At 71.1% G+C, this 22,797-nt stretch carries 22 protein-coding genes and 1 pseudogene; 6 read left to right on the forward strand and 17 right to left on the reverse strand.

Annotated features, from left to right (window positions below):
* The first annotated feature begins 209 nt into the window (after positions 1 to 209).
* Complete coding sequence (locus ACKUU6_RS02405; protein ID WP_407986720.1) at positions 210 to 1,895, forward strand: GAF domain-containing sensor histidine kinase; 1,686 nt, start codon at positions 210 to 212, stop codon at positions 1,893 to 1,895.
* Between the two features lie 10 nt (positions 1,896 to 1,905).
* Here the strand turns inward: ACKUU6_RS02405 and ACKUU6_RS02410 are convergent, their stop codons facing one another.
* The 7 genes and pseudogenes from ACKUU6_RS02410 to ACKUU6_RS02440 form a co-directional block, all read right to left on the reverse strand.
* Positions 1,906 to 2,889: an Acg family FMN-binding oxidoreductase gene (locus ACKUU6_RS02410; protein WP_407986721.1), complete on the reverse strand. Its 984-nt coding sequence runs from the start codon at positions 2,887 to 2,889 to the stop codon at positions 1,906 to 1,908.
* Positions 2,889 to 3,185 carry an SHOCT domain-containing protein gene (locus ACKUU6_RS02415; protein ID WP_407986722.1) on the reverse strand — a complete coding sequence of 99 codons (297 nt, stop codon included), beginning with the start codon at positions 3,183 to 3,185 and terminating at the stop codon, positions 2,889 to 2,891. The genes ACKUU6_RS02410 and ACKUU6_RS02415 overlap by 1 nt, the downstream gene beginning before the upstream one ends.
* A gap of 110 nt (positions 3,186 to 3,295) precedes the next feature.
* Positions 3,296 to 3,463: pseudogene (locus tag ACKUU6_RS02420) on the reverse strand (DNA-binding response regulator); the annotation flags it as partial.
* A 196-nt stretch (positions 3,464 to 3,659) separates the two neighbouring features.
* Complete coding sequence (locus ACKUU6_RS02425; RefSeq protein WP_407986723.1) at positions 3,660 to 4,265, reverse strand: CBS domain-containing protein; 606 nt, start codon at positions 4,263 to 4,265, stop codon at positions 3,660 to 3,662.
* The gene (locus ACKUU6_RS02430) at positions 4,262 to 4,729 is read right to left on the reverse strand and encodes a CBS domain-containing protein (RefSeq protein ID WP_407986724.1); all 468 of its coding nucleotides are present in this window, start codon (positions 4,727 to 4,729) and stop codon (positions 4,262 to 4,264) included. The genes ACKUU6_RS02425 and ACKUU6_RS02430 overlap by 4 nt, the downstream gene beginning before the upstream one ends.
* On the reverse strand, positions 4,726 to 5,373 hold the full coding sequence (locus ACKUU6_RS02435) for an OsmC family protein (protein WP_407986725.1): 648 nt from the start codon (positions 5,371 to 5,373) through the stop codon (positions 4,726 to 4,728). The genes ACKUU6_RS02430 and ACKUU6_RS02435 overlap by 4 nt, the downstream gene beginning before the upstream one ends.
* A 28-nt stretch (positions 5,374 to 5,401) precedes the next feature.
* Positions 5,402 to 5,779, reverse strand: a complete 378-nt coding sequence (locus ACKUU6_RS02440) for a hypothetical protein (RefSeq protein WP_407986726.1) — start codon at positions 5,777 to 5,779, stop codon at positions 5,402 to 5,404.
* A gap of 188 nt (positions 5,780 to 5,967) precedes the next feature.
* Between ACKUU6_RS02440 and ACKUU6_RS02445 the strand changes: the two genes are divergently transcribed.
* The gene (locus ACKUU6_RS02445; protein WP_407986728.1) at positions 5,968 to 6,510 is read left to right on the forward strand and encodes a flavodoxin domain-containing protein; all 543 of its coding nucleotides are present in this window, start codon (positions 5,968 to 5,970) and stop codon (positions 6,508 to 6,510) included.
* A gap of 13 nt (positions 6,511 to 6,523) precedes the next feature.
* Here ACKUU6_RS02445 and ACKUU6_RS02450 read toward each other — a convergent pair whose 3' ends face one another.
* From ACKUU6_RS02450 to ACKUU6_RS02465, 4 genes are all read right to left on the reverse strand, one after another.
* A complete protein-coding gene (locus tag ACKUU6_RS02450) occupies positions 6,524 to 9,445 on the reverse strand; it encodes an ABC transporter permease (RefSeq protein ID WP_407986729.1) in 2,922 nt (973 codons plus the stop codon).
* A 3-nt stretch (positions 9,446 to 9,448) separates the two neighbouring features.
* The gene (locus ACKUU6_RS02455) at positions 9,449 to 10,201 is read right to left on the reverse strand and encodes an ABC transporter ATP-binding protein (RefSeq protein ID WP_407986730.1); all 753 of its coding nucleotides are present in this window, start codon (positions 10,199 to 10,201) and stop codon (positions 9,449 to 9,451) included.
* Positions 10,202 to 10,707: 506 nt separating this feature from the next.
* Positions 10,708 to 13,275 carry a cation-translocating P-type ATPase gene (locus ACKUU6_RS02460; protein WP_407986732.1) on the reverse strand — a complete coding sequence of 856 codons (2,568 nt, stop codon included), beginning with the start codon at positions 13,273 to 13,275 and terminating at the stop codon, positions 10,708 to 10,710.
* Complete coding sequence (locus ACKUU6_RS02465) at positions 13,272 to 13,940, reverse strand: DUF4389 domain-containing protein (RefSeq protein ID WP_407986733.1); 669 nt, start codon at positions 13,938 to 13,940, stop codon at positions 13,272 to 13,274. Before ACKUU6_RS02465 ends, ACKUU6_RS02460 begins: the two co-directional genes overlap by 4 nt.
* A gap of 241 nt (positions 13,941 to 14,181) precedes the next feature.
* Between ACKUU6_RS02465 and ACKUU6_RS02470 the strand changes: the two genes are divergently transcribed.
* Complete coding sequence (locus ACKUU6_RS02470) at positions 14,182 to 14,622, forward strand: universal stress protein (RefSeq protein ID WP_407986734.1); 441 nt, start codon at positions 14,182 to 14,184, stop codon at positions 14,620 to 14,622.
* 114 nt (positions 14,623 to 14,736) lie between these two features.
* Here ACKUU6_RS02470 and ACKUU6_RS02475 read toward each other — a convergent pair whose 3' ends face one another.
* Positions 14,737 to 14,970 carry a hypothetical protein gene (locus tag ACKUU6_RS02475; protein ID WP_407992300.1) on the reverse strand — a complete coding sequence of 78 codons (234 nt, stop codon included), beginning with the start codon at positions 14,968 to 14,970 and terminating at the stop codon, positions 14,737 to 14,739.
* Here ACKUU6_RS02475 and ACKUU6_RS02480 point away from each other — a divergent pair.
* A complete protein-coding gene (locus ACKUU6_RS02480) occupies positions 14,916 to 15,374 on the forward strand; it encodes a Scr1 family TA system antitoxin-like transcriptional regulator (protein WP_407986735.1) in 459 nt (152 codons plus the stop codon). The two genes, ACKUU6_RS02475 and ACKUU6_RS02480, sit on opposite strands and share 55 nt — an antisense overlap.
* Positions 15,375 to 15,384: 10 nt before the next feature.
* Positions 15,385 to 15,555, forward strand: a complete 171-nt coding sequence (locus ACKUU6_RS02485) for a hypothetical protein (protein ID WP_407986736.1) — start codon at positions 15,385 to 15,387, stop codon at positions 15,553 to 15,555.
* 384 nt (positions 15,556 to 15,939) lie between these two features.
* Here ACKUU6_RS02485 and ACKUU6_RS02490 read toward each other — a convergent pair whose 3' ends face one another.
* From ACKUU6_RS02490 to ACKUU6_RS02510, 5 genes are all read right to left on the reverse strand, one after another.
* A complete protein-coding gene (locus ACKUU6_RS02490) occupies positions 15,940 to 16,821 on the reverse strand; it encodes a peptidoglycan-binding protein (protein ID WP_407986737.1) in 882 nt (293 codons plus the stop codon).
* A gap of 491 nt (positions 16,822 to 17,312) precedes the next feature.
* Positions 17,313 to 19,265, reverse strand: coding sequence for an AfsR/SARP family transcriptional regulator (locus ACKUU6_RS02495; protein WP_407986738.1), 1,953 nt, complete (start codon positions 19,263 to 19,265; stop codon positions 17,313 to 17,315).
* A gap of 288 nt (positions 19,266 to 19,553) precedes the next feature.
* Positions 19,554 to 19,829, reverse strand: a complete 276-nt coding sequence (locus ACKUU6_RS02500) for a hypothetical protein (RefSeq protein ID WP_407986739.1) — start codon at positions 19,827 to 19,829, stop codon at positions 19,554 to 19,556.
* Positions 19,830 to 20,209: 380 nt separating this feature from the next.
* A complete protein-coding gene (locus ACKUU6_RS02505; protein WP_407986740.1) occupies positions 20,210 to 20,626 on the reverse strand; it encodes a hypothetical protein in 417 nt (138 codons plus the stop codon).
* A 158-nt stretch (positions 20,627 to 20,784) separates the two neighbouring features.
* The gene (locus ACKUU6_RS02510; RefSeq protein WP_407986741.1) at positions 20,785 to 20,955 is read right to left on the reverse strand and encodes a hypothetical protein; all 171 of its coding nucleotides are present in this window, start codon (positions 20,953 to 20,955) and stop codon (positions 20,785 to 20,787) included.
* A gap of 234 nt (positions 20,956 to 21,189) precedes the next feature.
* Here ACKUU6_RS02510 and ACKUU6_RS02515 point away from each other — a divergent pair, with 234 nt between their 5' ends.
* Entirely contained in the window at positions 21,190 to 22,767 is a 1,578-nt protein-coding gene (locus tag ACKUU6_RS02515) for an IS1182 family transposase (protein ID WP_407992022.1), read from the forward strand.
* Positions 22,768 to 22,797: the final 30 nt, after the last annotated feature.

Consider the following 22,797-nt stretch of genomic DNA (forward strand, 5'->3'; position numbering starts at 1 on the left):
CTGTTCAGGTGCGGAAGAGTCCTGTCCACTCCCGTCGCGAATTGCTGGTGCGGGACGGTTCTGGCCGTCGCGCCCTCCTTCCAGCGTTAGCCCGTGAGCGCACGACCGCCATGGGACGGCCAGCCACGAGGGCGCGGCACTACTCTGGTAGGGGTATCCGACGACACTCGGAGGGAGCCGTGGGCGGCGCACCGGATGGTCCGACCCCGATGCCGCAGCTGCGCCTGGACGAGCTGCTGGACGAGCTCCAGGCGCGACTGGACGCCGCCAGGGGCTCCCGGGACCGGGTGCACAGCCTGCTGGAGGCGGTGCTGGCCGTCGGCCGCGACCTGGAGCTGACCCAAGCGCTGCGGCACATCGTGGAGGCCGCGGTGAGCCTGGTGGACGCCGAGTACGGTGCACTGGGCGTGGTCGGCGAGGACCAGCGGCTTTCACAGTTCATCCCGGTCGGCGTGACCGACGAGCAGATGGAACGGATCGGGCCGCTCCCGTCCGGTCACGGACTGCTGGGCGAACTGATCCGGAACCCCGTTCCGTTGCGGCTGGCCCGGATCTCCGACCACCAGGCCTCGTACGGGTTCCCCGCCGACCATCCGCCCATGCACAGCTTTCTCGGCGTGCCGATCCGGATCAGGGACAAGGTGTTCGGCAACCTGTACCTGACGGAGAAGCGCGGGGGCGGCGAGTTCGACGCCGAGGACGAGGCGGTGCTTGCCACGCTGGCCGTCGCCGCCGGTGTGGCGATCGAAAATGCCCGGTTGTACACGCAGGCGCGGCTGCGCGAGCGCTGGCTGGCGGCGAGCGCCGAGGTGACCAGCAGCCTGTTGTCCGGCAGTACCGAGCAGGAGGTGCTGGACCTGCTGGTCACGCGCGCCTCCGAGGTGGCGGGTGCGGATCTCACTGTGGTCGCGCTGCCGCTGCCCGACTCCGGCGGACTGGAAGTACGGATCGCGGTGGGCCTGGGTGAACGCCAGCACTGCGGCCTGGTGCTCCCGCTGGAGGGCTCATTCATGGGAGCCGCCGCACGCACCGGTGAGCTGGTCGTCAGCGCCGATGTCCGAAAGGATCCCCGGATCACGGCGGGTCCGCCCCGCTGGGAGGGCCTCGGCCCGGCGGCCGCGGTGCCGATCGGCACGCCGGAACATCGCCTTCGGGGGGTACTGATGGTGGCGCGAGCCGAAGGCGCACCGCTCTTCGACGCGGACGAGTCGCAGCCGCTGCTCAGCTTCGCCGGTCAGGCGGCGGTCGCCATGGAGCTGGCCGAGCGGCGTTGGAACTCCGAACAGGTGGCCCTTCTGCAGGAGCGTGACCGCATCGCCAGGAACCTGCACGACCTGGCCGTCCAGCGCCTCTTCGCCGCTGGCATGACCTTGCAGGGTGCGACCCGTTTCATCGAGCACCCGGAGTCCATGGACCGGGTGTTGCAGGCGATCGACGACCTGGATGAGACTGCGAAGACCATCCGGGCCACCATCTTCGGCCTGCGTCCCCGGGAGACAGGCCCGGCCGCGACAGGGCTACGGTCCCGGCTGGTCGAACTCATCGAACGGAGCAGGACCGTTCTCGGTTTCACACCCGAGCTGCGGATGAGCGGCCTGCTCGACGTGTCCGTACCGACCCAGGTCGCGGATGAAGCCCTCGTCGTCCTGCAGGAGGCACTGTCCAACGCCGCCCGGCACGCACGCCCGACGACGGTCACAGTGTCGCTGGACGCCGGAGCGGAGCTGGTGCTCACCGTCAAGGACAACGGCATCGGCCTGCCTCAGGGTGGACGGCGCAGCGGCCTGGCCAACCTGGCCGACCGGGCGGCTGCGCTGGGCGGCCACTTCGAGGCCGGTGCCCCCGCCGGGGGCGGAACGGAGCTGGTCTGGCACGTCCCGCTGCCGGCCGACTGACCGAACCGGCTCAGCCTTCGGCGTCCAGCACCTCGCCGACCTGCAGCCGGGGCGTGGGCGCGCCTTCCGGTCCGTAGCCGAGCCGAAGCAGCATCTGGACGTATTCCGGCCCGTGTTCGGGATCCCGGGTCGCCCAGCGCAGCTGGGGCCACTCCATGGCCTGGTGCAGCAGCGAGGCGCGGATCTGATGCACGGTCGCCACCAGCAGAACGTGTTCCAGTGCCAGTCCGGCACGCAGCCAGTCCACAGGCCGGTCGTGCTCGGTGGCCAGGACGGCGATGCACGGTTCGGCCTCGAACACGGTGGGCGGTAGGTGCTCGGCCGGTTCGATCGCCGAGAAGTCCCGCACGGGTAGATGCCCGGAGCGGTCCTGCGGCCCGAGTGCGGTGGCCGGGATGCCGTACGGCGGTGCACCGGGGCCCTGGATCCAGCTGCGGCTCTCGCGGCGGTGGTCCGGATCGGTGGTGTTGCTGCGCTCGGCCTCTGCCGTGATCTCCAGCAGCCTGGTCCGCTCCTCGGCGCCGGGCAGGTGGAGCACCGCCTGCTCTGCCCTGGCGGCCTCGGCCAGCCGGTCGAGGACTGCGGGTGGGACGGGCGCGTCGGCAAAGGGCGTGCGGACGGTGTGTCGGTGCCAGATCGCCTCGAAGAGCTCGGCGTTGGCCGGGAGTGTGGCAAGGGAGGGCTGATCCAGCTCTACGTCGGCCAGCAGATCCGGTTCGGCGGGGTCGGGCAGCAGCCGCACGACGGGTGCCCAGCCCATGTGGCGGGCGGCGACACGGAGGTTGAGGACGGCGGCGCCGACGGAGATGAGCATGGCGCGGCCCTCGGGATCGGTGATGGGGACCGCGCGCTCCCTCCGGGCGCGCACCTCGAGGATGGAAGTCTCCGGGCGGAGGCGGAAGTGCCAGGGCTGGCTGTTGTGGATCGAGGGCGCGGCGACCGCGGCCGAGATGAGCTTCTCCAGCCCAGCGCCGTCGAGGGCGATGGTGATCATCACGTCCTCCCTGCCGGAGGTCGGCCCGCACCCGTGCGCAGGGCTTCCGGGCGTCGGCGGTACTCGTCGGCGTCGATCTCGCCCCGGGCGAAACGCTCGGCGCGCAGCTGCTCGGGAGCCGACCGCTCGCACGGCGGAGGCGTGGGCGAACCGGTGGCGTGCTGCGGCGACGGGCGGCCGGGGTGGCGGGCCAGGGCGACGACACCGACGATGATCAGCCGCCGGAAGAGCAGCATGCCGACGCTCATCAGGCCGAGGCCCCAACCGTTCGTGCCGTTGCCGTTCCAGTACATCATCGCGAGCTCCTAGGCCGTGCTCCTGAGGGCCGTAGCCCTCATCACCACAGTCCACCCGGGTTCTCCTCAGCGCTTGGGCCGATCGGCTCAACCTGCTGGTCCGGACGGGCTCAGTGCGGGCGGCCCGGATGCTTTCCGGCCTCATCGGCCTGAGCGGCGATCACTGCAGCCTGGAGGATGCGTTCGAAGCCGGGCTTGGCGAGGAGGCGCGAGACGCGGTCCTTGACGGTCTTCTCGGCGAGGCAAGGCATTTTGCCGATCTCCCGGTTGGTCGTCCCTCACCGACCGAAGCCGGACCGGGAATGTCTGCTTCGATTCTGCGCGAGCCCGCGCTGCGCGGCCCCCGCCTCGGGCCCGGCGTCGGATGGGCCACCGGGCCACCCGTGCCGCACAGGGCGCGGACGACGTGGGGCCGACCGGGGGCGGACCGCCCGGCGGCTCCGGCGGGCCCGCCTGAGCAGCGCCACCGGCTGGTCAGACCGCGGAGGTGGCGAGCCTGACCTCGGCGTCGACTACGCCCGGTACCGCGCGGACGAGCCGTTCCAACACCGGTAGCGCCGAGGGATCGGGAAGGACTCCGGTCAGGGTGATCCGCCCCTCCTCGGCCCGGATGTCGAGGCCCGAGACCTGTCGGGGCTCGAGCACGGCCAGGAGTTCGAACCTGACCTGGTCTGCGAGGTCCTCGTCAGGGCGCAGGTGTACCTTGAGCAGGTCACTGCGGCTGACGATTCCGATCAGACAGTCTTCGGCGTCGACCACCGGAAGTCGTTTGAAGTGTCCACGGGCCATAGCCCTGGCGGCTTCGGCGGTCGGGCTGTCCGCGTGGACGGTGACGGCCGGCACGGACATCAGCCCTCCGGCGAGCAGGCCTTCGGTACGACCCGCATGACGGTCCTCGGCCGCCAGCAGGTCCGCTTCGGAGACCACGCCGACCACCCGCCCGTCGCCCGCCAGCACCGGGACGGCGCTGACCTTCCATCGCTGGAGCGTCTCCAATATCTCCTGGAACGTCGCGTCACGGCCGACAGCGACGACGGCATGGGTCATGACCTCGCCGACGGTGTTCCACTGACTGGTCATGGTGTCCTCCACAGGGATCGGATCGGTGGGGCGTCGGCGTCCGGGCCGCCCTCGTGGAGCGCGCTCCACGAGATCGGACCCAGCAGGTCGAACAGGCGGTACAGGACATCGAGGAGCAGGTCGTCGAGGGCGAGCACGCCGACCAGGCGGTGCTCGTCGAGCACGGGCAACCGCCGTACGCCGGTGCGGCGGAAGGTCCGGTAGGCAACTTCGACGTCCTGGGCGGCCTCGACCGTGACGGCAGGCGCGGACATCAGCTGCGACACTCGCGTGTCGGGCCCGGCGGTCGTGGCCAGCGCCCGCAGCACGAGGTCGCGGTCGGTGACGATGCCACACAGGGCTCCTCCGTCGGCGACCAGGACGCAGCCGACCGCCTCAGCGGCCATTCGGGCCGCCGCCTGCCGCGCGGTCGTCTCGGGCGGCACCGTGACCGGCGGAGTGATCATCAGCTCGGCGACCTTCATCGCTCGGGCTCCAGGACGATTGTGACCTCGGGCGGGAGCCCGAGGGTGTTGTGAACCGCGCAGTGCCGGACCACGGCGAGCAGTGCCTCGGCCCGCTCGGGAGGCAGGGTGGGCACGGCCAGAGAGAGCCTGACCGACGCGACCCGCGCCGGGCGGCGGGACGCCATCGTGTGATCGGCGCTGACCCGAAGCCCGTCGCGCGGGATGTGGTGGCGGTCGAGATAGCGACCGGCGTAGTGGGCGATGCAACCGGCCAGTGCGGCGACCAGCAGCTCCACGGGCGTCGGTCCGGTGTCCGTGCCGCCCTCCGAGACGGGTTGATCGACCGTCAGCAGGTGTCCTCGGGTCGTGATGGCGTAGACGTCACCGCTGACACCGACAGTGGTCAGGTGCCCCGACCGGCCGGCCGGCGGTTCTTCGACGGCGGCGGCCTGCTGCAACAGCAGCCCCGCCAGCTTCCTGGCCTCCGTCGGCGTGAGTGAAGCCCACACCTCGGTGCGGTCGTACGGCTCGCAGGCAACGTCCAGCACGACGCGGCCCAAGTCGGCCGGCAGCGCTCCCGGGTCGAACCGGGAAACGGCGAGCGTCCGGCCGCTCCTGGTGTGCAGCAGGCTCTGCTGATACGGGATCGTCTGGGTCTGCATGATCGTCCTCCACCCGCGGGCTTCCTCCCTACGACCAGCACACGCGGCGCCGCCCCACCACCGACAGGGCCGGTAGGACCTCCGTGGTGGGTCGATCGGCCCGACAGGACAGGCCCTCACCAGGCCCGGGACGGGGACGCTCGGCTCTCGGGTCGGGCACGGACTCGAGAGACTGTGTAAGGGCAGGCATCCGTGGACCGCATATCTGGGAGGTGGCGGAGATGCCTCGGATCAGCGAGCTGCGCAAACCCACGGCGTCGTACCCGGACACGTCATGGGCGTCCGCAGCGGGGACGACGGCTGCCTCGAAGCCGTCCTGATGCAGCGTCGGGCCGATCTCCTTGCCGATGCCCGCTGCGGCTCTGTGCTTGCTTCCGTACGCGACCAGGATCTTCTGCTTCTTCATCGAGAGCCTCCTCTCGAGACCTGAGCCCGACCCGCTCCGCCCCTGGTCGGCCTGCCCAGGAGCTGCCCGTCCGGGTCGCCCGCACCAGGGCCGGTTGCCCGTCGGTCCGGGGACTCACCGTCCCTACTGCGCAACTCCCGATACCCGCATGTTGTGCTTGAAGTGCCGAACACACCCGGAGGTACGCCATGAAAGTGTTCGTCGGCTACGCGACCGCGCATGGCTCCACGCGTGGAGTCGCGGAACGCATTGCGGCGGTTCTGGGACGCAACGGCCACCAAGTCGTCCTCGGCTCCCTGCACCGGCCCACGGATCCGCGCGGATTCGACGCCGTCGTACTCGGCAGCGCCGTCCACGACGGAAAGTGGCTGCCCGAGGCCGTGGAGTCGGTCCGGCGCGACGCCGACACCTTGGGCCGCTGTCGGGTCTGGCTGTACAGCGTGAGCCTGGTCGGCGGGCGTACCAGCGCCGTCCGGCCTGGCGTCGCCCGGCGGCTGCGCGGTCTGAAGGCGAGGCGCGGGGCTGAGCTGCCGACCGAGCTGCGGGCGGCGCTCCGCCCCGTCGACCACCATGACTTCGCCGGTGCGGTGGCACCCGAGCACTGGCCGATCACCGGGCGGCTGGTCTTCCGCATGATGGGAGGGCGATACGGCGACCACCGCGACTGGGCCGAGATCGAGGACTGGGCGGACGGGATCGCCCGAACACTTCGCGAGGGCCTCTCGGAGTGAATCTCTGGCTTCGTCAGTCGGGCAGGCGTACGGCCAGCGCCGGCCTGATCCGGGCGGCGTGACGGGCGGGGCCGACGGCGGCCAGCAGAGAGGCGGCCAGGGTGGCCCCGCCCAGGGTGGCGATGGGACCCCATTCGATGGGGAAGCCGCCTTCGAGACCGGCGAACGCGGAGCTCTTCAGGTACATCAGCCAGGTGGTGAGCACCCCCAGTACGGTGCCGAGCAGCACGCCTTCGAGCGCGATGAACCCGCTCTCCCACAGGAACGACCGCTCGACGGTACCGGCCTGGCAGCCCAGAGCGCGCAGCACGCCGATGGTGCGCCTGCGCTCACGGACCGCGCGGACCATGACCACGCCGAGCCCGGTCACGCCGATTCCGAGGCCGAGCGCCAGGAAGCCCTGCATGAGACGGAAGAATGCCGTGTTGGCGGCGAACAGCCGGTGCACGTCGGAGGCGATCGGGGTGGCGACCAGGCTGGCCGACAGGTGGGAGCCCTGGAGCCGCCCGGCCAGTTCCTCCGGCGAGGCGCCCTGTCCGGTGCGCACCAGGGCGCTCGCGGTCCGGGCCTGCGGGCCGAACTGGTCCGTGACGCTCGCCCGGCTCTCCACCAGCGGGTAGACGGTGGCGCTGCTGCCGGTGGCGGGATAGAAGGCCAGCCCGCTGTTCAGGACGCCGGCGATGGTCTTCTGCTCGGTGCGACCGCTCACCGGATCGGTCAGGGCCAGGGTGTCACCGGGGACGTAGTACTTTCCGGCCGGGCCGCCGGTGTGGCCGAAGAAGTTGTCCACGACGACGTACTCGGGGTGGGTGGCCAGCGAGGTCCACACGGCCGCGTCGTCCGGCAGGCCGGGCAGCCGGTCGCGGAAGGTGATGGCGTCGACCGCCCCGGCGGGGACGCCGACGACGGCCGTCTCGAGCGCCTTCGTGGTGCGATGCCCGGGGTCGGTGGACTGGCCGCGTGCGTCCAGCAGCGGGATGACGCCGGAGATCTGTCCCGCGTAGGCGGTAGTCCCGAGGCCGGCGAGCGGGTCGGCACCGACTGCCTGCGGGTTGTAGTCGAGCCGCAGGGTGTACCCGGCGGTGGCGTCCGCGACAGCGCGGTCGACGCTGGCGTTCATGATCCCGGAGATCTCGGTGAGCAGGACCAGAACGAGGGTGATGAGCGTGTACATCACCAGCGTCGACCCGGTCCGGAAGCGCTTGGCCAGCGGGTAGGCGGCGGCCAGCCGGGCGGCGAGGCCCTGCTGGGTCGGCCGGTCCATCAGGCGGCGCAGCGGGCGTACCAGTGTCCGCTGGTTCTCACTGACGAGGACGACGGCAGAGAACGCGGCGAGGCTGCCGAGGATGACGTACACCGCCATCGACGGGGAGTCGAACACGCCGGGCCTGACGACGCTGGCGACCAGCGTCCACAGCAGGACGAGTCCGGCCGCGAGGCTGTCCGCCGCCCGGCGGGGCATCACCCGCCGTGCGGCGGGCACAGCGAGCACGACCGCGAGGGCGGGCAGCAGGTAGGTCTGCTCGGCCTGGCTACGGGCGATGGCAGGGACGGCGGCCACCGTGCAGAGCAGGCCGAGCACCGTGGAGACGACCAGCAGCCTGCGTCGCGTCCGGTGCCCCGGGTCGGCCGGGAGGTCGCGGATGGCGGCGATGATGTTGAACCGGCTGATTCGGGCGCTGGTGGCGACGATCGCCGCGAGGGCGATCACCAGGCCGAGGGCGGCGCCGTTGAGCAGGCTGGTGGGGGTGACCGCGAAGGCGATGTCCAGGCCACCGCCGTCCACGGACCAGCTCTTGAATATCTGGGCCGCGACGACGGCCACGCCCCAACCGACGCCGAGGCCGATCGCCACCCCGGGCACCGTCGCTGCCAGCGCGTAGGCGGCACCCTCCAGGGAGAACGAGCCGACCAGCCGGGAACGCTTGAGACCGACCGCGCGGAGCATGCCGAGCTGTGCCTTCCGCTCCTCGGCCAGCATCACGAAGATGTTCACCAGCAGTAGCGCTCCAGCGATGATGCTGAAGCTGCCGATCATCAGGAACAGCGCCCCGAGCGCGTCCCCGGTCTGCCGGGCCTGCTGGAGCACGGTCTGCTTGGGGGTGTCGACGGCGGCACGGGCGCTGTCCGGCCCCAGCGTGGCGCGGATCTTCGCGGTGACCGGGTCGGTGAGCTTCTCGCCCTCCTCGACGCCGCCGCGGTTGGACACCATGGTCACCGACGTCGCCCGGCCACCCGCGGCGTCGAGTGCGCCCGGCGGCAGGAAGATGTTCCGGTTGACCCGGCCGCCGAGTCCGGTGCCGGCGAGACCCTGCTGCGGGACGACCCGCGCCACGGTGTAGTCGACCGGGTGGCCGTAGAGATACAGGGTGATGGATTCGCCGGCGCCGACGCCGAGCGAGTGGGCGAGCGGTTCGTTGAGCACGACCTGTCCGGCTGGGGGCACCGGACCGCGCAGTCCGGAGTCGCCGCCTCCCGCACCGAAGCGGCCGGCCGCGTCCAGGTCCATCTGCCAGGCCAGCACCCGCGGTTCGGCAACCGAGCCAGCACTGCTGGTGCTCACTGCGGCGGCCTGGGTCACCTGGGCGGTCAGTACCCCGTCGACATCGGGATCGGCGGCGAGCGGCTGGAGGCGGGAGGCCACGTCGTGGCCTCCGGTGTCGGTGCTGACGATCCGCTCGTCGACCGGCCCGAGCGTCCGGTACGCCTCCTGGCGGACCGAGAAGTTCAGGGTGTCACCGACGACGAGAGCGCCGACGATGATCGCGGTGCCGAGTACGGAACCGCCGATCACCAGGGCCGCCTCGGTACGCCGCCGGGCGACCTGGCGCAGCGCGAGGCGCCGGACGACCGGTTGCCGTACGGCGACGAGCAACAGCGTCAGCAGGGCGACGCCGACGATACCGAGCAGTGGGGTAAGCAGGCCGGGGTACATCGGTCAGCCCACCAGTTCGGCCCTGGGGGCACCCCCGGCCGGAGGCCGGGGACGGGTGTCGGAGACCAGGCGGCCGTCGCGCATCCGCACCAGGCGGGGCAGCCGGCGGCCGATCGCCTCGTCGTGGGTGACCAGCACGATGGTCTGCCCCTCGTCGCGGTTGAGCGTGGCCAGTAGGTCCATCACCTGGTCCGCCATGGCACTGTCGAGATTGCCGGTGGGCTCGTCCGCCCAGACGACCGCGGGCCGGGCGACCAGCGCCCGGGCGATGGTGACGCGCTGCTGCTCACCGCCGGAGAGCTCACTGGGGCGGTGCCCCACCCGGTTCCCGAGGCCGACCCGCTCCAGGATCGCGACGGCACCGGCACGGGCATCGCGAGGCGGCGTGCCGGTGAGAAGCAGCGGCAGTTCGACGTTCTCGACGGCGGAGAAGACCGGGATCAGGTTGAAGGCCTGGAAGACGAAGCCCATCGCGTGGGCTCGGTGCTCGGTGCGTGCCGCGTCCGACATGGCGAACAGGTCGCGGCCGTCCACCTCGACCCGGCCCGCGTCGATGTCGTCCAGGCCGGAGAGGCAGTTGAGAAGAGTGGTCTTACCGGAGCCCGAGGGGCCCATCACCCCGACCAGCTCGCCCGCCTGCACCGTCAGGTCGAGGTCGCGCAGCGCCGTCACCTCGACGGTTCCCGTCCGGTAGACCTTGCGGACTCCGGTGGCAACCAGCAGCGGGCGCTGCCCGTCCTGCGTCCAGGTGTCCATGGTCATCTCCTCGCGTTCGGCGCGGATGCCCTGATCTCCAGCCTCGCCGAAGGTTCCGGGCCCTCCCAGGACCAGTCGGCCCTTGCTGCCAGGGCCGGATGGGCGCTTCCTCCCACCTGCGCTGCCTGCCGTGCCGCGCGGCCCCGGTCACGATGGACCGGTCGGGCCTGGTCGGGCGCCGGCGGGGCTGGTGCACTGGCGCAGTACGGGCCGGCAGTCGCAATTGATCGCCCACATCGACGAGCGCACGCGCCCCGACCGGCGCGGGCACCGCGCTGCACCTGACGTACCAACAGGCCACCACCGTTGCCTGGCTCGGCATCGTCACCTGCCAGATCGGCACGGCCTTCGCGGCCCGAACCGAACACGTCTCGCTGCGCGCCATCGGCGTCCTCAGCAACCCACAGTTGCTCGGGGCGGCATCGCCCTCTCACCGGCCTTCGCCGCCGCCATCATCGACGTCCCGCACTGCACCAGGTGTTCGGGACAGCGGCACTCGGTCCGACTCAGCTCGCGATCGTCGCACCGTTCCCTCGCGGCCGCTCGGCACGGCGTCCGGGTCGGCCGGCCACTCGAGCTGCGGCGAAGGCGACCACTGCGGCGGCCGTCACCACGCCGCCGTCCAGCCAGGACAGCGGCTCGGTCTCCAACACGTCCTGGAGGAACGGCACATAGAGCGCCGCGACGCCGAGCCCCGCCGAGGCCAGGACAGCCAGCGGGAGGAACGGATTCGCCCTGGTGAACAGCCTCTCCCGCAGGCCGAGCACCACGCCGAGCTGGGCCGCGAGCAGGGCGAGGAAGAGAACGCTCTGCCAGGCGTGGCCGGCTCCTTCGGCCCACAACCCCGCACCCAGCGCGACCGCCGTGACCACCACGCCCAGGCGCAGGACACGCTGCCACAGACCGGCCCCCAACACATGCTCGTCCGGCGGCCGGGGCGGGCGTCGCATCGCGTGTCCGGAGACCGGCTCGGCACCGACCGCTACCCCGGTCAGCCCGTGGGTGAGCAGGTTGATCCAGAGGATCTGGCCCGCGCGCAGCGGCAGCGCCAGGCCCATGAGCGGGCCCAGCAACATGACCAGGATCTCTGCTGCGCCCCCGGACAGCGCGTAGACGAGGAAGCGGCGGATGTTGTCGTAGACCCTGCGGCCCTCTTCCACCGCCGCCACCACGGTGGCGAGTTCGTCGTCCGCCAGGACCAGGTCGGCGGCCTGCCTGGCCACCTCGGTGCCGCGCCGGCCCATCGCCACCCCGATGTCCGCCCGCTGAAGCGCCGGCCCGTCATTGACCCCGTCGCCGGTCATCGCGGTAACCGCACCGCCCGCGCGCCACGCCTCCACCAGGTCGAGCTTCTGCTGCGGATCCGTACGGGCGAAGACCCGCACCCGCGACAGATCCGGGACGGCCCCGGCGGCCAGCTCCCGGCCGGTGACCACCCTGGTCGCCTGACCGTCCTCGAACAGGCCGATACGGTCCGCGACCGCGCGGGCGGTGGCGGGGTGGTCCCCCGTGATCAGCACCGGGGTGATGCCGGCCCGGCGGCAAGCCGCGATTGTCGTGGCGGCTGCCGCCTTGGGCGGGTCGCTCAAGGCGGCCAGCCCGAGCAGGCGAAGCCCGGACTCGACCTGACCATCGGCGGCTTCCCGAAGCCCCGATGCGACGGCCAGCACCCGGTAGCCGTCAGCGGCCAGCCGGGCGGCAGCCTCCCGGGCCCGGTCCAGCCCATCGGGGTCGGCGTCGAGTACGGCCGGGTCGATGACGGCTTCGGGGGCGCCCTTGACGCACGTCTCCCGCTGCCCGGAGGGCGTGCGATGCATGGTTGCCATCCGCTTCCGAATGCTGTCGAAGGGCAGCTCGTCGACCCGGGGATACTCCTCGGCCAGGCCGGCGAGGTCACAGCCGGCCTTCACTGCGGCCACCAGCAGTGCGGCCTCGGTCGGGTCGCCGAGGACAGTCCATTGACCGTCGTCCACCTCGGGCGGCCTCAGCATGGCGTCATTGCACAGCGCGGCCACCCGCAACAGAGCCTGGGCCTCCGGCAGCCCTGCTGCGCCCTCCACGTGGACCTCCCCCACCGGTTGGTAGCCCGAACCGGTGATCGTCGCCTGCCATCCGGGCGCCCAGAGCCGCTCGACCACCATCCGGCCCTCGGTCAGCGTGCCGGTCTTGTCGGTCGCCAGCACGGTGACCGACCCGAGCGTCTCAACGGCCGGGAGCCTTCGGACGACGGCATGCCGCAGAGCCATCCGGCGGGCGCCGAGCGCCAGCGCGAGTGTCACCACGGCAGGCAGCGACTCGGGGACCGCTGCCACGGCGAGGCTGATCGCGGTGACCGCCATCGCCTCGAGCGCCTGGCCGCGCACCAGTCCCAGCCCGAACACCACCAGACACAGGCCGACAGTGACCAGCGCCAGTACCCGGCCGAGCCCGGCCAGTCGGCGCTGCAACGGTGTGGGCTGCGGGCGCGGATGCAGCGAGGTCGCGATCCGGCCCAGAGAGCTGTCCGCACCGGTGGCCGTGACGGTGGCCACCGCCCGCCCGCGCAGCACCGTCGTCCCGGCGCTGAGGCCGACGTCGCCGGGCACGTCCTTCTCCACCGGGACCGACTCGCCTGTCAGCATCGACTCGTCCACCAACAGAGCCGAAGCCTCGACCAGCTCGGCATCGGCGGGAACGATGTCCCCCTCGGCGAGAACGAGGACGTCACTGGGCACCACAGCGGCGGCCGCCACCTCCCGCTCCTCACCGTCGCGCAGCACCCGCGCCGCGGGGGCGGAGAGCGCGGACAGCGCGGCCACCGCGTTGGCCGCGCGGATCTCCTGGGTGACCCCCACGGTGGTGTTGACCAGGATGACCAGCCCGATCACGATCGCATCCGGGTGGTCACCGGTCGCCACGGTGAGCGCCACCGCGACGAGCAGCACCAGGATCAGGGGATCGCGCAGCTGGGCGGCGACGCGGGACCACAGGGGCGGGCTCGGTGGTGCGCCGACCTCGTTCGGCCCGTGCACCACGAGCAGCTGTTGTGCTTGGTCCCCGGTGAGCCCGTCGCGGCGGGTGACGGTCGGTGTCACCGCTCGGCCTGCTCCTTCAGGAGGATGCCGTCAGCCGGATCCGAGCCTCCCTGGTCGAGCCTGAACGGCGGATAAGTGTCGGTCATCAGGGCCGCGTACGCGGCAACCCGGAGCACCCACCGGTTCATGCCGACGAGCAGGTCGAAGATGCCGGCCGGGTACCTGTCGGTGACAGCGAGCGCCACACCGGCGTACAGCGCGAGCAGACCGATGAGGCCGCCGCCCCACACCTCACGGAAGCCGCCCAGGAAGAAGCCGGCCACGAGGTAGTGCGGCAGCGCCAGGAGCCACCACTTCACCAGTACCAATCCGCGCGAGAGCACACCGGGGTAGGCGATGTCCAGCCGCGCCGGGTAGTCGGGCTCCTCTCGGAGGCTGAACGGCGGGTACCGGTCGGTGCCGAGGCCGCCGTACGCGTAGTACGACACCCGCCACGACCAACGGAGCACCCCCACGTTGAAGTCGAAGATGCCGCGCGGGTACCGGCCGGTGAAGAGGATCGCGAAGAACGCGACCACGGTCAGCAGGACAAAGGCCACCCACAGCAAGCACAGGACGATCCAGTGCGGGATGACCAGAACCCATTTCACCAGCCAGAGCCAGCGCGAGAGCGGAAGGTCCAACCGAGCCTCTACTCGGACCGGCGACCCGACGGGAGCAGTCATGGCGATCAACCTCCTGGGCGGCACGCCGGAGAGAGATGTGGCGAGCCATGAGCTGTGCCATCGGTGCATCCCAGGCGGGCGCGTCGTCGCACATCTCCCATGCTCGCCCAGACACGAGGCCGTCGCGAGGGCCGAACCGGTCCCGGCCTGGGGGCCGGTCGACCCTTGAGTTGCGACACCTTGCGGTGCACGGTCGGATCAGGAGCGACCGCATTGCTCCCGAGACGAGAGCGGGTACGAGATGGACACCGCAGTCCCTCACCGGATCGTCGTCGGCGTCGACGGCTCAACCCCCTCCAGACGCGCACTGCGCTGGGCTCTCGGACAGGCTGCCGCGACTGGCGCCCTGGTCGAAGCAGTGATGTGCTGGCGCTTCCCGACGGTCTACGGCTGGGCACCGGCATCGGTTGACCGCGAACTCGGAGCGGTCGCCGGCAAGATGCTGGCGCAGGCCGTCGCCGAGGTCACCACGGACGACGCCCCTGTCAAGATCCTGGAGATCGTCGAGTCCGGACACGCAGCGGAGATCCTTCTCGAACGGGCGCGTGGCGCTGACCTCCTGGTCGTCGGCAACCGCGGGCTTGGCGGCTTCGCCGGCACACTGCTGGGCTCGGTGGGCCAGCATTGCGTGCAACATGCCCCGTGCCCAGTCGTCGTCGTCCGCGGCGACCAGGAGTTGTAGCCGGATCGGCGCTCTCTCACCTGCTCCACAGGGCGGCCGACGCCGTCGCCGGGATGCCCCGTTCACGACGTATTCGCCTCCGGGATTGCGGGCCGAGATCCGACAGAGCAAGACTTATACTTCCAGCGCCGTGGCGATCGTCCGCTGGCTCTGCCCCTCCAGCAGCAGGTTGCCCATGTAGCGCACCGCCTCGGAGGTGACTTGGAGTAATTCCAAAGTCTCCCGGATCGGGCGCGCCAAGACTCCCCCGACGCCGGCCGACATCATGACGTGGTGCTCCGCCTGCAGTGCGGATGACCAAGCGGCCGACATCATCGCGGCGAGCCGAGCTGCCGACTCGATGTACACCGAGTCGAAGAAGGTCCACCAGGACGGGATGCGCCGGCCTCACGAGGACTTCGAGGCCAGGCTCCAGCGCACCGGCCTGTGCCGCATCTACGTCTCGAACGTCGCTCCGGGCGTCCTTCAGACCCCTTCGTTACGCCACTGCCCTGACGGGTGCGATCACCGACTTCCAGGGCACTCCGGATGACGTTGCCGATGCCGTGACCGCGAGGCTCGAACGCGGCTCGCTGCTCACCGAGGGCGCCACCAGCTTCGCCATCGTCCTTGAGGAGACTGTCCTCCGGTACCCGTCCGGCGACCAGGCCGCGATGCGTGATCAGCTTGCGAGGTTTACCGAGGTCATGAAGCTCCCCCGCGTGAGCTTGGCTGTGATCCCCTTCTCAGCTCCTCGGAAGATGTGGCCCTGAAGCGTTCACCATGCTGGACGAAGAGCAGGTCACTGCTGAAACCCTCTCAGCAACCTTCACTGACACAGCTCCTGGCGAGATCGCCGTCTACGACAAGGCGTTCAGGACGCTGTCCAGGATGGCTGTGTGCGGGCCAACGGCCCGACGGCTGATCGCTGAGGCCGAAGCTGCACTGGGGTGAATCCGTGTAAGACGGTGCAAGTTTTGTGGGTGGTGACATCCAGCTACTTCTAGCCTCTGTGCTGTGACCGGACGCCCAGCAGCACCGGGTCTGCCATTTCCGCCCGATGGCTCAACAATTCTCTGTGTCAAGGGTGTTGGAAAGCCTAGGCCCCGCCCTGGTGCGACAGGGTCCCAAACCATATTCCCGGAGGCGTGCCATGTCCGCAGACAGCTTGAAAAACCGTCAGATGAACGACGTCGAGTCGGACACCGCCAGCGACCAGGTTCCGGACGACTCGCGGTCGGCGGTTGGCACTCTGGCATCTGACTGCCTGGGCCAAACGCCACCCGGCGGCGAACTGCCCTCGGCTCGAATGTCGTGCTCGGGTGGTACCGCGCGCCGTCAGTGGGTGCGCTGGTACTCCTCCCAGGTCTGGATGGCGATGCGGGGGCCGTCGTCGGCGGCGTGGTTCGCCAGGCCGTTGAAGCCGAGGTAGTAGTCGCCGGTCTGGTTCTGGGCCTGGGTGGCCAGGTCGGTGTCGCTGATCGCCGCGGCGTGGATGTGCCACGGCCAGTCGCCCTGGGTGGGGTTGCGGACCCAGGCGGCGAAGCCGACCTGGCGCAGGGCCTTGGCGACGGCGGTGCGGGTGGCGCTGGTCATGCCGTCGACGTTGATGTCCACGACGCCACCACCGTCGTGGGTGCCCGCCGAAGTCGGGTCACCGCCGGGGTTGTAGGAACCCTGGTCCAGGGTGAAGGGGAGGCCCGCGAGGCGCTCGGCCTCGGTGAGCATGTTCTGGGTGCGGGTGTTGACGGTGTATCCGTCGCGCTTGAGCTTCGCGCCGACGCCGATCTGGTGGGTGATGGTGTACCGGCCCTGCCCGAGCGTGGTGAGGGAGGTGACACCGGGCAGCCCGTTGGCGTCCAGGCCGGTGTAGCCCAGCGAGCGCTGGAACGCGGCATAGGCGGAGACGGTGGTGGTACCGAAGTACCCGTCGACCCAGCGGGCGTCCAGGAGGCCACGGGCCTGCAGGGCCTGCTCGACGGCCAGGACCGAGTCGTGGGCCCCCGGGGTCTGCGTGCTGTCGGCACGCCGGGGGTCGATCTGGGCGGCCTTGACGGTGGCCTCCATGTCCACCACGGGCAGCACGGTGGCGACGGCCTCGGTGGGAGACGGTGCGGTTGCCGCGTGGGCCTGTACGGCGCTCAGCACCAGGCCGCTCAGGACGGCCGCGGCCGTGAGCAGCCGGGTTGCGGTCTTGCGGGTCTTGATGGCGGATGCCATGGGTGGTTCCTTCTGGTTCGGTGGAGAGGATCGGCCCTGACCTCGGACCCGGCGGCGGACACACCGACGGGTGAGAGGCTGGGCGGAGGACTTGGGGCCGGTGAGCGCCACGAGTTCACAACTCGGGGACCGGTACTGCTCGATGGACCTGACCGGCTTCGCAGCACCCCGCCGGACAGTCAGCAACAGAGGACGGGTGTCCCCACCGCCGCAGCGGCCACCGCGAGGAGCGCAGTGAGAGTGCGGATGCGTTTCGTGCGCGTACGGGCGTGCGTGCCCAAGGTCCTCCGTGAGCTGGGGGCGGTACGGCGGCCGACTGGTCGCGAGTCCACGGGAATCCTCCACGCGGCGCGTATCACGCCCGTCGCCGGCCGGTAACTCAGCTCGCTGACTCGGCATATAACGAGACCTCAGGTGTCGTCAGGTCACCAACTCTGTGAGCAAAACGCGATGTACAGCTCGCGCGCCCAGGCCGCACGCCGTGTCAGACCTCAGTGGCCCGGCGCGTACCCCGAGTCAGCGAGCGTGAGCGGACGTCCGGCGGCGGCGCGCCTGTCCTGCTGCGCCGGCACTCCCCCGAGCCGCAGGCGGCCCTGCTCGCGAGCGAAGGCCCGCAGCAGGGCCGGGTAGCGGTACCGGCCGGGCGCGTCGGTGAGCAGCAGGTGTGCGTCGACGAGCCGTTCGAGCAGATGTTCCGCAGCCGGCAGCGGAAGGTGTAGTGCCTGGGCGGCCTGCACGGTCGAGAGGGGATCGTCCGTGGCCGGGGCGAGCAGTCGGAAGGCCCGGGCTGCGGCGGGGTCGAGGGCCCGGTAGCTGGGCTGGACACTGGCCCTGATGTCCAGGCTGCATACCCGCAGTTCGTCCAACAGCATCAGCTGGTCGGCCAGCCGGTCCGCGAGGTGCCGCATGCTCCAGCCGGGGCGCGCGCCCAGCCGGGCCGCGCAGATCCGCAGCGCCAGCGGAAGTCGTCCGCAGCGGGCGACCACCTGGGCGGCCGCCTGCGGATCGGCTGCAAAGCGTGCGGTGCCGACCAGCCGCCGCAGGAGCAGCTCGGCCTCCTCCGCCGCCGGCACGTCCAGTGCGAGCGGCAGTGCCCCGGCCAGGTCGGCGAGTCGGCTTCGGCTGGTGACCAGCGCCGCGCAGCCGGGGTCGCCGGGCAGCAGCGGGCGGACCTGGGCGCTGTCGCGGGCATCGTCCAGCACCACCAGGACCCGGCGACCGGTCAGCAGCGAGCGGTAGAGCGAGATCCGGTCCTCCAGTCCGACCGGCACCTGGTCGGCGGGGACGCCGAGCGCGATCAGGAAGGTCCGGAGCACGGTGACGGGAAGGGCCTGGCGGTCGCCCGTCCCACGAAGCTCGGCGTGCAGCGTGCCGTCGGGGAACGCGGCCCGCGTGGCGTGCGCGACCTGGCCGGCCAACGTGCTCTTGCCGACGCCGGGCTGGCCCGAGATCACGGCGGTGAACGGCGCGGTGCGGTCCCCGGCGGTCAATCGGCCGGTGAGCAGGGACGTCTCCCATGCACGACCGGTGAACTCGGGCAGCGCCGCAGGCAGCTGACACGGTGTCACCGCGAACGCCGGTCGACCGTGCGCGGTTCGCTCGGGTGCCGGATGCCCGAACGCGTCCGCGCCCGCTGCGGTCACCGCATCGGCTCCTGTGCCGGCTGCCGCGTCGGCGCTCGCGGAGTTGATGCTGATCGGCTCGGGGCGGGGCCGGGTCGGCCCGTCAAGGGTGGGGTCACCACGCAGGACCCGCTGGTGAACCTCCCGCAGTTCGCTGCCGGGCTCGACGCCGATCTCCTCGATCAGTGTCTGCCGCACCCGCTGGTAGACGGCCAGCGCCTCGCTCTGCCGACCGCTGCGGTAGAGCACGGTCATGAGCTGGGCCCAGAGCAGCTCCCGCTCCGGGTACTCGGTGGTGAGTGCCTGTAGCTCGGCGGCGAGCGCCCGGACGTCGCCGCCCAGCCGCAGCTGTGCCTCCAGCTTCGCCTCCGCGGCGTCCAGCCGGGCTTCGGCCAGCCAGCCGGCCTCCTTGCGGAGCAGCGCGTCCGAGGGGATGTCGGCCAACGCGGGCCCACGCCACAGCTGGAGGGCGGTGTCCAGCCGGGCGGCGGCGCGCTCGAAGTCCTGTCGGCGCAGCGCGGCGATGCCCTCGTCGCGCAGCGCGGTGAAGCGCTGAAGGTCGAACTCCTGCGCGTCGACGTTGATCCGGTAGCCCCCGGCGGTGGTCTCGATCCGCGCACCCGCCGCGCCGAGCGCCCTGCGCAGCCGCATCACGTAGTTGCGCAGGGCGGCGGAGGCGTTCCTGGGCGGGTGCCCGTCCCAGATGGCGTCCGTCAGGAACTGCGCCGACGTCGGTTGCCCGTTCCGGATCAGGAGCGCCGCGAGCAGCGCCCGCTGCCTGCCGCCGGGGACCGTACAGGTCTGCGCTCCGTCATGGACCACAAGGGGCCCCAGGATCCCGAATTCCACTCGCTTGTTCTCCCGCGCCGTCGGTGTTCCGGACGGTGCTCGCGGGTTTGCCGGGCGCACCGTGGTGACGGACCAGATCTAATGCGACGGCGGGTTCTCAGGGACCGTTGAGCCGGTGATGGGCGGTCAACCCCGTACAAGCGCCCGGCGTTCCGTTGTCCTCACGAAGTCCGTACAACGTCCTGACAACGTCCGAACGGACTGTCGGACAACCGGACAACGGGCAGCGGGGCACCCACCGTGCGCGGGGAGGAGCAGGGGTCAGCCGCAGTGGCTCCAACCGCTGGTCCACGAGGTGCCCGCGTAGGAGCCGCCCCACTGCACGCAGACGTTCGCCGCGCTGAGGGTCACCGGGCCGGCGTAGTACGTGAAGTTGCCTGGGTTGTCGGCCGAGGAGCCACCCTGCGCGGCCAGTGTCGCGTCCATTGCCACCTTGCCGTCCGGGTTGGTGGCCACGGCGGTGACGCAGTTCTGAGCGGTAGAGCCGTTGTACAGCAGGTAGACGACCGCGCCGCCTAGGGCGTGCGAGTCGATCACCTTAAAGCCGGTGCCGCAGATCGCGGTCGGGGTGTTCGGGTTGGTGCTGCCGATGGTCGTGGGAGTGGTGTAGCCGACGATCGTGCAGAACGAACACCACGGTTGCGACCGTGGCGCCGGCTATCCGCCGGACCAGGCCCGGCAGGTGATGGTAATTCACCATTCTCCTCGTGAGGGAAGGACAGGACATGGCTCGGCGCGACCGGCGGTGCCGTCCGGCAACCGGCCGCGCCGTGCAGGGCATTCTTCGGGTGCGGTGCAACTTCTCTGTCGCACCCGGCGGGCCGGATCGGGCGGAGCGGAACGCCGAAAGCCCCGCCGCCGGGCCGGACCGCTGTGGGGCGCGATCGGGGTCCGGAGGCGGGGCCGCCGTCGGCGGCTCAGCCGCAGTGGCTCCAGGGGCTCTCGTACGAGCTCTGGTCGAAGTCGCTGAACCAGCCGCCCCACTTGACGCACTTGCCCGCCGCGTAGCCGTAGACCGGGCCGGCGTAGGACCCGTAATAGCCGGTGTCGGTCTTCTGGGCGCTGCCCTCGACGGTGAGGGAGGCCGACATGTGCACCGGGGAGCCGCCGGTCCCGCGGATGGTGACCACGCAGTTGTAGCCGTTGGAGCTGTTGTAGGTCAGGTAGACCCACACGTCGCGGTTGATCAGCTGTTCGGAATCGACGACCTTGTAGCCGGAGCCGCAGACCTCCGTCGGCGAGGCGGCGAGAGCCGAAGCCTCGGGCGCGGTCATCACGGTGGCGGCTCCGGCCATCGCGAGGGCGCCGAGAACGGAGACGAGCTTCTTGGGCACGGGAGAACCTCTCTTGCGCCGAACATCCAGTGGTTCGGCACGGTCGGAAATACGGATCTGTCGGGCTCTGGTCGGTCCGCCGACGGGGCGACCCCGCCGGAGCCGGGAAGGGGACCTCGGGGGCATTCCCGCATCCCGTCGAGGGCGGGACGCAGGGCTCAGCAGCCCTGGGTTCCGCTCGACACGGAGCACTCGTGGCCGGGCCGGACGTAGCCGTGGGCGACGCTCTCGTCGTACGTGACGGTGCCGGAGCAGGACGTGGCGGCCTGCGCGGGGGTGGAGAACGCGAACAGGCCGACGCCGGCGAGCATCGCCACACTGGCGAACACTGCGAGGACTCGGCGGAGGACGTGCATACGAAACCCTGTCTGAGGCGGACCATCGCTCGAACGGCGACCATGCTGGCGCAGCCGCGTATCACCGCCGTATCGCACCCGGCCCCCGCACCGTCAGCCGGCGCAGGGGCCGGGTGTCCCTCCCCGCTACCCGGACTAGAAGACTGATGAAGATGTTGGGTTCTGGCCCCGTCGTGTGAGTGGTGGGGCCAGACTCGTTTTGTGGCGATGGGGGAATGGGCCGGGGAGACGGTCGGGCCGGACGTGTGGGAGACCTGCCGGGAGTTGATCCCCGTAGGGAGTGTGTTCGCGTTCCTGGCCGAGCACCGGGCCCGGCTGTTCCCGGCCGGGATGTTCGCGGACATGTACCCGTCGGCGAACGGCCGCCCGAGCATGCCGCCGCAGATCCTGGCCGCGGCGATCACGCTGCAGGCCCTGCACGGCCTGTCGGACTTCGAGACCGTGCAGGAACTGCGGTGCGACCTGCGGTGGAAGGCCGCCTGCGGGCTGGGCCTGCACGACACCGCGTTCGACTCGTCGCTGCTGGCCTACTTCCGCCGGCGGCTGGCCCGCTCGGCTCGGCCGGACCGGGTCTTCGAGGCGGTGCGGGAGGTCGTGAAGGCGACCGGTGTGCTGAAGGGCCGCCACCGAAGGGCGCTGGATTCCACCGTGCTGGACGACGCGGTCGCCACCCAGGACACCGTCACCCAGATCATCTCCGCCGTCCGCGCGGTGATCCGCGAGGTCCCCGGCGCCGATGCGGTCGCCGCGGTTCACTGCACCGCGCACGACTACCGCGATCCGGGCAAGCCCCGCGTCGCCTGGAACGATCAGCAGGCCCGGGCGGACCTGGTCGATGCGCTGGTCGGCGACGCACTCAGGTTGCTGGGCCACATGCCCGACCAGCAGCTCGGCGAGAAGGCCGCGAACGCGGTCGGTCTGCTGGCCCTGGTCGCCGGACAGGACGTCGAACCCGCCGACGACTCCGACGGCCGCGACGGCCGCTGGCGCATCTCCCAAGGGACCGCCCCGGACCGGATCGTCTCCACCGTCGACCCCGACACCCGGCACGTCCACAAGACCCGCAGCCACTACCAGGACGGATACAAGGCCCACCTCGCCGTCGAGCCCGAAACCGGCCTGTTCACCGCGGTCGCCCTCACCCCCGGGAGCGGCAGTGAGCACCACGAGGCCACCGTCGCCGTCGATCTGCTCGCCGACGAGAACGAGCCCGTGGACGCTTTCGGTGACACCGCCTACTCCACCGGCCCCACCCGCCAGGCGTTGCAGCAGGCCGGGCACCGGCTGTTCCTCAAGCCCGCCCCGCTGAGGACCGCCGTCCCGGGCGGGTTCAGCCTCGACGACTTCGCCATCGACACCACCGGCGGCACGGTGACCTGCCCGGCCGCCCACACCGTCCCCCTGGCCGAGCCGTCCGGGCAGAAGTCGCAGCGGAAGGCACAGTTCACCGATCAGTGCATCGGCTGCCCACTGCGTGAACGGTGCAGCACCGCCAAGGCCGGGCGGATCGTCACCATCCGCCCGCACCACGACCTGCTCGCAGCCGCCCGCCACCGCGCTGCCACCGACCCCGACTGGCAGGCCGCCTACCGCCGCTGGCGGCCACCCGTCGAACGCGCCGTCGCCTGGCTCGTCGCCCACGGCAACCGACGACTCCGACACACCGGCACGATCAAGAACCAGTCCTGGCTCCACACCCGTGCCGCCGCACTCAACCTGCGAACCCTCATCAACCTCGGGCTCACCCACAACGGCACGACCTGGCAAATCCAGGCCACCGCCTGACGGAGGCAGCCCGGATCACACCAAGATCTT

It is taken from the genome of Kitasatospora sp. CMC57 (genome assembly GCF_045866025.2).
Lineage (GTDB): Bacteria > Actinomycetota > Actinomycetes > Streptomycetales > Streptomycetaceae > Kitasatospora.

Excerpts from the sequence above, each read along its gene's own strand:
- ACKUU6_RS02405 (WP_407986720.1), top strand. The coding sequence starts at position 210 with ATGCCGCAGCTGCGCCTGGACGAGCTGCTGGACGAGCTCCAGGCGCGA.
- ACKUU6_RS02410 (WP_407986721.1), bottom strand. The coding sequence starts at position 2,889 with ATGATCACCATCGCCCTCGACGGCGCTGGGCTGGAGAAGCTCATCTCG.
- ACKUU6_RS02415 (WP_407986722.1), bottom strand. The coding sequence starts at position 3,185 with ATGATGTACTGGAACGGCAACGGCACGAACGGTTGGGGCCTCGGCCTG.
- ACKUU6_RS02425 (WP_407986723.1), bottom strand. The coding sequence starts at position 4,265 with ATGACCAGTCAGTGGAACACCGTCGGCGAGGTCATGACCCATGCCGTC.
- ACKUU6_RS02430 (WP_407986724.1), bottom strand. The coding sequence starts at position 4,729 with ATGAAGGTCGCCGAGCTGATGATCACTCCGCCGGTCACGGTGCCGCCC.
- ACKUU6_RS02435 (WP_407986725.1), bottom strand. The coding sequence starts at position 5,373 with ATGCAGACCCAGACGATCCCGTATCAGCAGAGCCTGCTGCACACCAGG.
- ACKUU6_RS02440 (WP_407986726.1), bottom strand. The coding sequence starts at position 5,779 with ATGAAGAAGCAGAAGATCCTGGTCGCGTACGGAAGCAAGCACAGAGCC.
- ACKUU6_RS02445 (WP_407986728.1), top strand. The coding sequence starts at position 5,968 with ATGAAAGTGTTCGTCGGCTACGCGACCGCGCATGGCTCCACGCGTGGA.
- ACKUU6_RS02450 (WP_407986729.1), bottom strand. The coding sequence starts at position 9,445 with ATGTACCCCGGCCTGCTTACCCCACTGCTCGGTATCGTCGGCGTCGCC.
- ACKUU6_RS02455 (WP_407986730.1), bottom strand. The coding sequence starts at position 10,201 with ATGGACACCTGGACGCAGGACGGGCAGCGCCCGCTGCTGGTTGCCACC.
- ACKUU6_RS02465 (WP_407986733.1), bottom strand. The coding sequence starts at position 13,940 with ATGACTGCTCCCGTCGGGTCGCCGGTCCGAGTAGAGGCTCGGTTGGAC.
- ACKUU6_RS02470 (WP_407986734.1), top strand. The coding sequence starts at position 14,182 with ATGGACACCGCAGTCCCTCACCGGATCGTCGTCGGCGTCGACGGCTCA.
- ACKUU6_RS02480 (WP_407986735.1), top strand. The coding sequence starts at position 14,916 with ATGACCAAGCGGCCGACATCATCGCGGCGAGCCGAGCTGCCGACTCGA.
- ACKUU6_RS02485 (WP_407986736.1), top strand. The coding sequence starts at position 15,385 with ATGCTGGACGAAGAGCAGGTCACTGCTGAAACCCTCTCAGCAACCTTC.
- ACKUU6_RS02490 (WP_407986737.1), bottom strand. The coding sequence starts at position 16,821 with ATGGCATCCGCCATCAAGACCCGCAAGACCGCAACCCGGCTGCTCACG.
- ACKUU6_RS02515 (WP_407992022.1), top strand. The coding sequence starts at position 21,190 with ATGGGGGAATGGGCCGGGGAGACGGTCGGGCCGGACGTGTGGGAGACC.